Origin of the sequence: Brevundimonas sp. (assembly GCF_036732845.1) — a bacterium.
In the GTDB taxonomy this organism is placed as follows: Bacteria; Pseudomonadota; Alphaproteobacteria; order Caulobacterales; family Caulobacteraceae; genus Brevundimonas.
On sequence record NZ_DAINBO010000002.1, the window covers coordinates 125371 to 136277 of the forward strand.

9 protein-coding genes, 1 tRNA gene and 2 rRNA genes are annotated in these 10907 nt (G+C 66.5%); 2 read left to right on the top strand and 10 right to left on the bottom strand.

Annotation, left to right across the window (positions count from 1 at the left end; genetic code table 11):
• Positions 1-5: 5 nt before the first annotated feature.
• The 3 genes from V7D63_RS01775 to tdh all read right to left on the bottom strand — a co-directional run bounded on the left by V7D63_RS01775 (position 6) and on the right by tdh (position 2622).
• On the bottom strand, positions 6-695 hold the full coding sequence (locus V7D63_RS01775) for a type 1 glutamine amidotransferase (RefSeq protein ID WP_333590534.1): 690 nt from the start codon (positions 693-695) through the stop codon (positions 6-8).
• Positions 692-1507, bottom strand: a complete 816-nt coding sequence (gene rlmJ, locus V7D63_RS01780) for a 23S rRNA (adenine(2030)-N(6))-methyltransferase RlmJ (protein WP_333590535.1) — start codon at positions 1505-1507, stop codon at positions 692-694. Before rlmJ ends, V7D63_RS01775 begins: the two co-directional genes overlap by 4 nt.
• A gap of 62 nt (positions 1508-1569) precedes the next feature.
• On the bottom strand, positions 1570-2622 hold the full coding sequence (gene tdh / locus V7D63_RS01785) for an L-threonine 3-dehydrogenase (RefSeq protein ID WP_333590536.1): 1053 nt from the start codon (positions 2620-2622) through the stop codon (positions 1570-1572).
• Between the two features lie 232 nt (positions 2623-2854).
• On the opposite strand from tdh, the gene V7D63_RS01790 reads away from it, so the two are divergent.
• The gene (locus V7D63_RS01790; RefSeq protein WP_333590537.1) at positions 2855-3457 is read left to right on the top strand and encodes an IPTL-CTERM sorting domain-containing protein; all 603 of its coding nucleotides are present in this window, start codon (positions 2855-2857) and stop codon (positions 3455-3457) included.
• 14 nt (positions 3458-3471) lie between these two features.
• Here the strand turns inward: V7D63_RS01790 and V7D63_RS01795 are convergent, their stop codons facing one another.
• Together V7D63_RS01795 and V7D63_RS01800 are read right to left on the bottom strand one after the other, a co-directional pair.
• Positions 3472-4662: a glycine C-acetyltransferase gene (locus V7D63_RS01795; protein ID WP_333590538.1), complete on the bottom strand. Its 1191-nt coding sequence runs from the start codon at positions 4660-4662 to the stop codon at positions 3472-3474.
• 50 nt (positions 4663-4712) lie between these two features.
• A complete protein-coding gene (locus V7D63_RS01800) occupies positions 4713-5642 on the bottom strand; it encodes a DUF4232 domain-containing protein (protein ID WP_333590539.1) in 930 nt (309 codons plus the stop codon).
• 166 nt (positions 5643-5808) lie between these two features.
• Here V7D63_RS01800 and V7D63_RS01805 point away from each other — a divergent pair, with 166 nt between their 5' ends.
• Entirely contained in the window at positions 5809-6765 is a 957-nt protein-coding gene (locus V7D63_RS01805; RefSeq protein WP_333590540.1) for a Dyp-type peroxidase, read from the top strand.
• On the opposite strand, the gene V7D63_RS01810 is transcribed toward V7D63_RS01805, so the two are convergent.
• The 5 genes from V7D63_RS01810 to V7D63_RS01830 all read right to left on the bottom strand — a co-directional run.
• Positions 6762-9029 (bottom strand): FdhF/YdeP family oxidoreductase, encoded by a 2268-nt coding sequence (locus tag V7D63_RS01810; protein WP_333590541.1) that lies wholly within the window; start codon positions 9027-9029, stop codon positions 6762-6764. The two genes, V7D63_RS01805 and V7D63_RS01810, sit on opposite strands and share 4 nt — an antisense overlap.
• A gap of 84 nt (positions 9030-9113) precedes the next feature.
• Positions 9114-9908 carry a formate dehydrogenase accessory sulfurtransferase FdhD gene (gene fdhD, locus V7D63_RS01815; RefSeq protein ID WP_333590542.1) on the bottom strand — a complete coding sequence of 265 codons (795 nt, stop codon included), beginning with the start codon at positions 9906-9908 and terminating at the stop codon, positions 9114-9116.
• Positions 9909-10039: 131 nt separating this feature from the next.
• Positions 10040-10116, bottom strand: a tRNA-Met gene (locus tag V7D63_RS01820).
• Positions 10117-10168: 52 nt separating this feature from the next.
• Positions 10169-10283 (bottom strand): 5S ribosomal RNA (gene rrf / locus V7D63_RS01825).
• Positions 10284-10371: 88 nt separating this feature from the next.
• Positions 10372-10907: ribosomal RNA gene (locus V7D63_RS01830) — 23S ribosomal RNA — on the bottom strand; the annotation flags it as partial.

Here is a 10907-nt window from a genome sequence, read left to right on the forward strand (position 1 = left end):
TCCGCTCAGACCGACAGGAAACGGCGCACCCAGCCGCCGACCGTCGCACGGTCATTGGGCGCCTTCAGACTGTCCAGCGCGCGATCGACCAGGTCGGCGCCCATCCGGTCATGACGCCCCGCCGTCAGGGCCGAGGCGAACGCGGGCGAGAACTCGGGGTGCGGCTGGATCGAGATGGCGTCGTCGCCCCAGGCCAGACCGGCCAGGGGGGCGAAGTCGCTGGACAGGATCACGCGGGCCTCGGGTGGGCGCACGACCACCTGATCCTGGTGCGAGGCTGGCAGGGCGACGCTGACGGCCGGGGGCGTCATCCACGGTTCGCTCGACACGACGTCATAGCGGTGCAGGCCCACGCCCCAGCCCTTGGTCGACTTCTCGACGCGGCCGCCCAGGGCCTGGGCCATAGCCTGGTGGCCGAAGCAGACGCCGACCAGCCGCGTCCGGCCCTTGGCCGACCGGATCCAGTCGAACAGGGGCGGCAGCCAGGCGTGATCCTCATACACCCCCGCCGCCGAGCCGGTGATGATCGCCCCATCAAAGGCCGAGGGGTCGGGCAAGCCGCCTTCGGCCGCCTCGAAGCGTTCGGTCGTGAAGCCCGTCCCCAACAGGGCGTCAAACATGCCGGCGTAGTCGCCGTGTTCGGGTTGCAGCGCCTTGGGCGGACGGCCGGTCTCGACGATGGCGATGCGGGTCATGCGCGCCAGACCTCCGCCTTGGCCCCGGCGTCGCCCAGCGTCGTCGCCACCCAGCCGCAGACTTCGTTCGCCGCCGCCTCGATCGCGGACGAGGCGCCCAGCACGACCATGGCGCAGCCGTTCATCTTCATCGGATTGGTCAGGGGACGCAGCCGCGCCTCGGCCACCAGGGCCGGTCCCGCCGGAGCCAGGCGGCGCAAGAAGCCGTCGAACGTCTCCAGATCCTTCAGCGGGGTCCAGATCGCCACGACGGCGGCCGGATCGGCCCGCCGGGCGGCGGTCGCGGCGTCGGCGGCCCGGTGATAGTCGTCGCCGCGCTCATAGGGCGGATCGATCAGCACCAGCGCGTTCGTCACGCCGCCCATGGCCGGAATCAAGCCGTCATAGCCGTCGCCGCCTTGCGCCGTCGCATTCGGGAAATCGGCCAGAGCCTCATCCAGCAAGGCTTTCACCTCGTCACGCAGTTCAAAACCGCGATAGGCGTCGCCGCGCCGCAGCGCGCGCGCCGTCAGCAGGGGCGAGCCGGGATAGAAACGCACGCCGCCGCCGGGATTCAGCGCCGCCACCTGATCGGCCAAGGCCCGGATCGCGGGCGGCAGGCCGCCCTCGGCCGCCATCAGCCGCGCCACACCCGCCTCGGCCTCTTTCGAGCGGGCGGCGTCGCCGGTCAGATCATACAGGCCCGCGCCCGCATGGGTGTCGAACACCACGACTGGTCCCGCCGCCTGGCGTTCGGCCAGCAGACGCAGCAACAGGGCGTGTTTGACCAGGTCGGCGAAGTTTCCGGCGTGGAAGCTGTGGCGATAGTTCATGGCCCTGCCTCCCCTTCCCCGGCCTGCCGGTCAAGCCGGAACCGCGTGGACAAAGGTCCCGGTCAGGCCGCCTTTTCCCAGTCCAGCACCACCTTGCCCGACTTGCCGGCCTTCATGACCTCGAAGCCCTCGCGGTACTGGTCATAGGCGTACTGGTGGGTGATCAGCGGGGTCAGGTCCAGACCGGCCTTCAGCAGGCCCAGCATCTTGCGCCAGGTGGTGAACATCTCGCGCCCATAGACGCCCTTGATGGTCAGGGCCTTCAGGATGATGGCACCCCAGTCGGTCTCCATCGGCTTGGACGGAATGCCCAGCAGGGCCATGCCGCCGCCCATGATCAGGGTGTCGACGCACTGTTTGAAGGCGATGGGCGATCCCGACATCTCCAGCGCCACGTCGAAGCCGACCTTCAGGCCCAGCTCGTGCATGACGTCCTTCAGGTCCTCACGGGTGGTGTTCACCGTGCGCACGCCCGGCGCGACCTTCTGCGCCAGGTCCAGGCGGAAGTCGTTGATGTCGGTCAGCACCACCGTGCGCGCGCCCGCATGGCGGGCCACGGCGGCGGCCATCATGCCGATGGGACCGGCCCCGGTGACCAGCACGTCCTCGCCCAGCAGGTCGAACTGCTGGGCCGTGTGCACGGCGTTGCCGAAGGGGTCGAGAATGGCGCCGATCTCATAGGGCACGTCGTCGGGCAGCTCGATCACATTGAAGGCCGGGGCCACCACATATTCGGCGAAGGCGCCCTGGCGGTTCACGCCGATGCCGCGCGTGTGCGGGTCCAGATGGAAATGTCCGGCGCGGGCGGCTTCCGAGTTCAAATCGATGACGTGACCCTCGGCCGAGACGCGCTGGCCGACCTTCAGGCGGCGGTCGACGTCCTTGCCGATGGCGACGATCTCGCCAGCGAACTCATGGCCGGTGATCATCGGCACGGGCACGTTCTTCTGGGACCACTCGTCCCAGTTCCAGATGTGGATGTCGGTGCCGCAGACGGCGGTCTTGTGCACCTTGATCAGCACATCCTCGTCGCCCGGCGACGGGATGGGGGCGTCGATCAACTCCAGGCCTTCGGCGGGCCTGGTCTTGGCCAGGGCCTTCATGGTGTCGGTCATGGTCGCTGCTCCCATTGTTTCGACGCAGCCGCTAGGCCGCCTAGGCCAGGACCGCAAGCGCGGATCGCGGCAAAGACGCCGCTCGATGAAACGGCGTCACCCGGCACGACGGGGAATGAACCGGTTAAGTTGCAAGTAACCATGAATCAGTTAGCGGATGAATCATGGGTGGAGATTCTGGCGGCGAGACAGGCTCGATCCAAAATTCACTCGGCCACCGTACGGATATATTATGAAAAACAAGATGATAGGGGTCATCGCGGGCGCCGTTCTCGCCGCCTCCGCCGGAGCCGCTTCGGCGGGAACCCTGACCAACGCCTCCGTCACCCTCTCCAACAGCGCGACCTCACAGCCGACTGGGGTGACGATCCGCTACACGACGGCCACCGCGCTTACGGCCGGTGACAATCTGCTTATCTCCAACTTTAACGGCCTAACGATGGTGGACGGCGTTTGCGGCGCCACCGTCACTATTACGGTCAACGGCCTGCCCCATACGCCGGGGTCGATTTGCGCCATCTATAGCGCCAGCGCGATACAGATCAATTTAGACCCGCTTCAGTCTGTGCCGGCTGGCGCTCTCGTGGAGATCTCGATCGCTCAAACTCGGGTGACCACGTCGGCGACCCCCGGTCTCTATGCGACCGTCATGTTCCGAACCGCGCTCAGCACCGGCGTCGCCATCGACACCCCGGCGGCCCAGCCGACCTACCTCGTCACCGCCGCACCGGTGGTCAGCGTCCCGACCATGAGCGAATGGGCGATGATCCTGCTGACGGCTGTTCTGGGCGGTTTCGCCGCCCTGACCCTTCACAAGCGCCGTCGCACGGCCTGATCGCGGTCTGGGGGTCAGACGACCCCCAGTTCCCGGCCCGCCTGGGTGAAGGCCGCCACGGCCGCGTCGATCTGCTCGAACGTATGCGCCGCCGACATCTGGGTGCGGATGCGGGCCTGACCGCGCGGCACGACGGGGAAGCTGAACCCGATCACATAGACGCCCAGCTCCAGCATCCGCGCCGCCATGTCCTGGGCCAGTTTGGCGTCGCCCAGCATGACCGGGATGATCGGATGCTCGCCCGGCAACAGGGTGAAGCCCGCCTGGGTCATGGCCGCGCGATAGCGGGCGGCGTTGGCGAACAACTGGGTGCGCAGGGCGTCGCCTTCGGTCCCTTGGGCAATGCGGATGGCCTCCAGGCTGGACCCGCACACCGCAGGGGCCAGGGCGTTGGAGAACAGATACGGCCGCGCCCGCTGTTTCAGCAACTCCACGACCGGCTTGGTCGCGCAGATGAAGCCGCCCATGGCCCCGCCCAGCGCCTTGCCGAAGGTGCCGGTGACGAAGTCGACCTTGACCCCGTGATGGGCGAACGAACCCCGCCCGTTCGGTCCCATGAAGCCGGTGGCGTGACAGTCGTCGACCATGATCAGGGCGTCGTATTTGTCGGCCAGCGCCCGGATGTCCTTCAGCTTGGCGACATAGCCGTCCATCGAAAAGGCGCCGTCGGTGGCGATGACGATGTCGCGCGCGCCGTCGGCCCGGGCCTGTTTCAGTTGGGCCTCCAGATCATCCATGTCGGAGTTGGCGAAGCGATAGCGTTTCGCCTTGCACAGCCGCACCCCGTCGATGATCGAGGCGTGGTTCAGACTGTCCGACACGATGGCGTCGTCGGCCCCCAGCAGAGGCTCGAACAGGCCGCCGTTGGCGTCGAAGGCGGCCGCGAACAGGATGGCGTCCTCGAAACCCAGATAGTCGGCGATCGCGGTCTCAAGCTCTTTGTGGATCTCCAGGGTGCCGCAGATGAAGCGCACCGAGGCCGTCCCGGCGCCCCAGCGTTCCTGGGCCGCGATCCCCGCCTGGGTCACGCGTTCGTCCCCGGCCAGACCCAGATAGTTGTTGGCGCAGAAGTTCAGCACCTGGCGCCCGCCGACCTGGATCACCGGTCCCTGGCGGCTGGCGATCACCCGTTCGGGCTTGGTCAGCCCCTGCTGGGCGATGTCGGTGAGTTCCTGGGCGATGCGGTCGTGGAAAGCTTGCGTCATGGGGCGTTCCGCTACGCCGAATCCGCCTCGGACGCCAGTCGCCGGAACGATCAGGGCCGCGTCGTCGCCGTCGGAGCCTCGGGCGGGGGCGCCGGCTCGGCCACCGGCCGCACCGGACTGATCTGCACCCGTCCGCCGCAGGGCGTGAAGGCCTGGGCCAAGGTGACGGCCGAGGTGTCGCCGGGCGCGGTGACGCGCAGACGCGCGACCGACGGACAGGCGTGTTCGTCCTGTCCTTCATGCGGCACGACGTTCCAGGCCAGGTCGAAATAGGCCTTGGCCTGGGGCGCCAGGCGGACCGGTGCGGGCGCCTGTCCCTGGCGGAAATAGCTCCCCAGCCTCTGTTCAGCGCGGACGGTCGTCAGATCACGCCCTCGCGCATCCTGAAGGGTCAGACCCGGATAGCCGGTCAGGCTGCACGCCTGGCTGCCGACGTTCTGCAACGACAGCACGGTCACGCGATTGCCCGCGCCGGCGTCGCCGCCCTCTTGCGCCAGTTTCAACTGCGGGCCGCGGCACGGCGCCGGGTTCGCGGGGGGCGCGGCCGGCGTGGGCTGGGTCGGCGACGGCGGCGCGTCGGTCGGCGTGGGACCGGGCGACGGACGGCCGCACCGCTCCAGCACGGCCACGCCGACATCCTCATCGGCGTCCAGGCGGCTCAGGGTCGCGCTGTCGCGCCCCTCGCGGGTCGCCGTCCACCATTCCAGGCCCGAGCCGGAATAGCGGGCGCCGCTGGCCGAAGGCGCCGAGCGCAAGATGTAGCTCTGACCCTTGTAGGCGATCTGGGCCGTGTCGCCGTCAAGGTATCGGACATCGACCGTCTGGCCGCTCTCGCAGGCATAGCCGACCGGCGGGACCTGGGGCGTCGGGGGCTGGGGCGAAGGCGGCACGGGCATGGGCGGCTGGGCCTCCTGCGGCTCGGTGCAGGCGGCGGCCAGCCCCAGAACGGCGACGGCGGCGGTCAGACGGCGAAGGCTCATGGCGGGTCCGTGCGGTTTCATTCGGCCGATCAACGTATGGTCAGGCTAAAGGCTCCGCTTGCCCGGCGGCAAGCTGGGACCGCGCGCCCTTGACGATCCCTCCGCGCGGACGCCAAAGCTGACGGCCTGATCCCCATGATCAGCCAGCCTATCCGACGGTATGCCCATGAACGCCCAGACGCCCCCGCCTGTCTCGCAACCGGTCTGCGCCCCGTTGACGGGCGCGGCGATGTTTCTGGTCCTGACCATCGCGCCCGGCGCGGCGGCCGAGAAGGTGGTGCGCGAACTGTGCGGCGACCTGTCGTCCCTGTTGCGGGGCGTGGGGGTCCGCGACCTGAACGGCCAGTTGAGCTGCATCATGGGCTTTGGCTCAGAGGCCTGGGACCGCCTGTTCGGCGCGCCGCGTCCCAGGAACCTGCATCCGTTCCGTGAGATCAAGGGCGTGCATCACGCCGTCTCGACGCCGGGCGACATCCTGCTGCACATCCGCGCCGCCCGGCTGGACCTGTGTTTCGAGCTGGCCACCCACGTCATGGAGCGCCTGGGCGACGCCGTGACCACGCAGGACGAGGTTCACGGCTTCAAATTCTTCGACAATCGCGACCTGCTGGGCTTCGTGGACGGCACGGAGAACCCGCCCAGCCCGGCCGACGCGGCCGCGGCCCTGATCGGTGATGAAGACCCCGATTTCGTCGGCGGAAGCTATGTCATCGTCCAGAAATACCTGCACGACATGAAGGGCTGGAACGCCCAGCCGGTCGAAACCCAGGAAGCCGTCATCGGACGGTTCAAACTGTCGGACATCGAAATGAAGGACGAGGACAAGGCGCCCTATGCGCACAACGTCCTGACCAACATCGACGACGAAAACGGCGAGCAGCTACAGATCGTGCGCGCCAACATGCCGTTCGGCGAGATCGGCAAGGGCGAGTTCGGCACCTATTTCATCGGCTATGCACGTGCGCCCGAACGGATCGAGCGGATGCTGGACAATATGTTCGTCGGTTCGCCGCCGGGAAATTACGACCGCCTGCTGGACTTCAGCCGGGCCGTGACGGGGTCGCTCTATTACGTTCCGACGGTCGACTTCCTCGACGAGGTCGAGCCGGAGGCGGCGCCCTAGGCCGCGACCACCCGAACCGGAATGGATTTGGCCGCCGGCGTGCCGCTGGTCCGGTCATAATAGTCCAATGGCAACAAGGGGTTCAGTTCGGGATAGTAGCCCGCGATACAGCCGCGCGACATCGGGTAGTCCAGAACCGTCAGCCCCTCGACCCGTCGTTCTATGCCGTCGCGCGACAGGGTCTCCACCACCACGGCCGCCCCTGAGACCAGGCCCCGGTCGGCCAGGTCCTGAGCGTTCATGAACACCACCATTCGGTCGTTATAGACGCCGCGATAGCGATCATTGTTGCTGTAGATGGTGGTGTTGAACTGGTCGTGGGAGCGCACCGTCGCCAGGCGCAGCATGGCCGGGTCGGCGACGGGGTCGTTCACCGCCAAACCCGGCAACATCAGGAAGTTGGCCTTGCCGTTCGGCGTGTTCCACACCAGCCGTCGCGGCGGAACGTCCAGATGGAAACCCTTGTCGACGGTGATCCGCTCGCGGAAGCCGGCGTAGATGGCGGGATAGACCTCGCCGATCTTGTCGCGGATCAGATTGTAGTCCTGACTGTAGCCCTCCCAGTCGATCCGGCTGTCCGGCAGGGTCGCGCGCGCCATGCGGCACACGATCTCGACCTCGGGCATCAGATCCGGGCCGGCCGGCTCCAGCACCCCGCGCGAGGCGGTGACGTTGGCCATCGAATCCTCGATCGTCACGAACTGTTCGCCCGCCGACGTCCTGATCCATTCGGATCGCGCCACGACCGGCAGGATCAGCGCCGCCTGGCCGTGGACCAGATGGCTTCGGTTCAGCTTGGTGGCGATCCCGACCGACAGACCCACGCTTCGCATCGCCTCATAGGCGCGCGGCGTATCGGACACCGCGCGGATGAAGTTGCCGCCCATGCCGATGAAGACCTTGACCTCGCCTTTCAGCATGGCCTGGACAGTCTCCACCGCATGATGGCCGTGCGCACGCGGCGGCTCGAAGCCGAAGACGTCGCGCACGCGGTCCAGATAATCCTGGGTCGGCTTTTCATCGATGCCGACCGTGCGGTCGCCCTGGACGTTGGAATGGCCGCGAATGGGCGAGATCCCCGCACCCGGCTTTCCAAAATTACCCTTCAGAAGCAGCAGATTGGCGACCTGTTGCACTAGGTGTGAACCCTGCTGGTGCTGGGTGATGCCCATGCCGTAACAGATCACGGTGGCGTTCGATCGGATGTAGATTTCCGCACAACGGCGGATCTGGCTCTCCTCCAGGCCCGAGGCCTCGACGATGTCGGCCCAGTCCAGGCTCTCGACTTCTTGGCGCACAGCCTCCATGCCGACGGTGTGCCGGGCGATGAAGTCGTGGTCGATGATCCGTTCGCCCGCCGCCTCGCGCTCGAACATCACCTTCATGACCCCCTTGAGGAAGGCCAGGTCGCCGCCGATGCGGATGTGCACGAATTCGCTGGTGACCTCGGTCGAGGCGAAGGTCGCCATCTGCACCACGTCCTGCGGGTCGGTGAAGCGGATCAGGGCGCGTTCCGGCATCGGATTGACCGTCACGATGGGCACGCCGCGTTTGTGCGCCTCGATCAGGTTGGTCATCATCCGTGGGGAATTGGTTCCGGTGTTCTGGCCGATGACGAAGATGGCCTCGGCGTGCTCGAAATCCTCCAGCACCACCGTGCCCTTGCCGACGCCGATGGCCGGCTGCAGCCCCCGACTGGTCGGTTCGTGACACATGTTCGAGCAGTCGGGAAAGTTGTTGGTCCCGAACTGGCGCACGAAGATCGAATACAGAAACGCCGCCTCATTGGGCGTGCGGCCGGACGTGTAGAACTCCGCCTGGTTCGGGTCCTCCAGCGCCCGAAGGTGGTCGCCGATCAATCGGAAGGCGTCGTCCCAGTCGATCGGAACATAGTGATCGCTCGCCGCGTCATACCGCATCGGCTCGGTCAGCCGACCCTGCATCTCCAGCCAATAGTCCGACTGCTCCATCAGCCAACTCACCGAATGTTCGGCGAAGAAGTCGCGCGTCACGCGGAATTTGGTCGCCTCATGCGCCAGCGCCTTGGCGCCGTTCTCACAGAACTCCAGCGTCTTCTTGCAGTCCGCGTCGGGGAAGGCGCAGCTCGGACATTTGAACCCGCCCGGCTGATTCATCGACAGCAGCGCCCGCGATCCCTTGGTGACGACGCTCTGTTCCATCAGCACCTTGGCCGTCGCCGCCGCCGCGCCCCAGCCTCCGGCCGGTTGGTGGTAGGGTCGATACCGTGGGATGTCGTCCGCCATGCGGTCCCTCCGAAAGCGCCGTCTCCAGGCGCGAAGTAAACACCCGGGTCGTCCTGGCGAGCAAGCGCGTGCCTGACGTCCCGGTCACATCAGCACGCGCTCGGGATGGGTGAAGACCTCGAATCCGTCGCTGCGCGTCACGGCGACCAGCGTCACCCCCGCCGCCTGGGCCATGCGGACGGCCAGGGCCGTCGGCGCCGACACCGCGCACAGGATCGGCGCGCCGATGGCCGCCGTCTTCTGCACCATTTCGACCGAGACCCGGCTGGTCAGCAGCACGACGCCCGCTCTCGCCTCGCCCGCCCGCGTCAACGCTCCGGCCAGCTTGTCCAGCGCATTGTGACGCCCCACGTCCTCGCGCGCCGCCGCCAGACCCGCATCGGGCGTCCAGAAGCCGGCCGCATGGGCGGCGCGCGTTTCCCGTCCCAGAGGCTGGGCTTCCGACAACAGGACCATGGCCTGCAACAGGGCGTTCGGCGTCACGTTCAACGTGTCCCGCACGACGCCTGGCGCGCGCATGGCCTCGGCCAGGCTCTCCACCCCGCACAGGCCGCAACCGGTCGGTCCCGCCATCCGCCGCCGTCGCGCAGCCAGGCGCGCCGACCGATCCGGGGTCAGCCAGACCCGCGCCTCGAATCCGATCGCCGCCTCCGCGATCTCCACCTCACGGATCTGGTCGACGTGGTCGACAATGCCCTCGGTCAGGCTGAAACCGACCGCCAGGTCCTCCAACGCATGCGGCGTCGCCATCAGGACGGCGGTCGTGGAGGCGTCATGAACGATGGCGACCGCGCTCTCCTCGGCCAATCCCCGTTCGCCCGCCTGAACGCCGTCGTGACGCCAGAGCGTCCGTGGAAAACCTGAGGCCCAGTCGGTCATGCGCGGCCTTTCTCGCGGCCAGGGGCCGGGCCGAACACCTTGGCGCGGTTGCACGGCTCCGCTCAAGCCCCCGCACGCCGTTCCAGACAAGCAAAAGCCCCGCCGGCGAACCTGGCGGGGCTTCTGAATCTTGGGTGCGGGAGGTGGATTTGAACCACCGACCTTCAGGTTATGAGCCTGACGAGCTACCGGGCTGCTCCATCCCGCGGCAAGCCGGAAAAGTGAAGGAAGATCATTCGAAGTTTCTGTCTGTTCGGTAGACCCGGCAGCGACCTACTCTCCCGCGCCTTAAGACGAAGTACCATCGGCTCTGGAGGGCTTAACGACCGAGTTCGGAATGGGATCGGGTGGGGAACCTCCGACATAGCCACCAGGTCAACGAGGCGGACAGCGGAATGAAGAGAAGACATTGTCTGTGATCGTTCGGGTCAAGGAACGATCATCGAATGAGTTTTGCTGAGAAACGATCAAACCGATCGGATTATTAGTACCGGTAAGCTTCATGCGTCGCCGCACTTCCACACCCGGCCTATCAACGTGGTAGTCTTCCACGATCCTCAGCGAAGCCTTGTTTTGAGGTTAGTTTCCCGCTTAGATGCTTTCAGCGGTTATCTATTCCATACTTAGCTACCCTGCTGCGCGGCTGGCGCCACGACAGGTCCACCAGAGGTATGTCCATCCCGGTCCTCTCGTACTAGGGACAGATCCTCTCAAGCTTCGAACACCCACGGCAGATAGGGACCAAACTGTCTCACGACGTTCTGAACCCAGCTCACGTACCACTTTAAATGGCGAACAGCCATACCCTTGGGACCTGCTCCAGCCCCAGGATGTGATGAGCCGACATCGAGGTGCCAAACTTTGCCGTCGATATGGACTCTTGGGCAAAATCAGCCTGTTATCCCTAGAGTACCTTTTATCCGTTGAGCGATGGCCCTTCCACGCGGGACCACCGGATCACTATGGCCGACTTTCGTCTCTGCTCGACTTGTCAGTCTC